This window comes from Photobacterium sp. R1 (assembly GCF_054600795.1).
Genome location: NZ_BAAHZP010001099.1, coordinates 1 through 229, shown reverse-complemented (window position 1 = coordinate 229; position 229 = coordinate 1). Strand labels below are relative to the sequence as shown.

The 229-nt window shown below is 55.9% G+C and carries 1 protein-coding gene; it reads left to right on the top strand.

Annotated elements, in window-relative coordinates; all coding sequences use genetic code 11:
* Positions 1–229: GTP-binding protein (locus ACYP03_RS28455; protein WP_459782999.1), on the top strand; the 229-nt coding region annotated here is incomplete at both ends.

Sequence of the window (229 nt, the reverse complement as noted above, 5' to 3'; positions counted from 1 at the left end):
CCCGACCAATATCATCACCGGCTTTCTGGGTGCCGGCAAAACAACTGCCATTCTGTCGCTGCTGGCGCGTAAACTCGCCGATGAAAAATGGGCCATACTAATCAATGAGTTTGGTAACGTAGGAGTCGACGGCGCCATGCTCGACCAGCAGGGCGCCATCGTCAAAGAAGTCCCGGGCGGCTGTATGTGCTGTGTTGCCGGCTTGCCGATGTCAGTAGGTATCAATGCC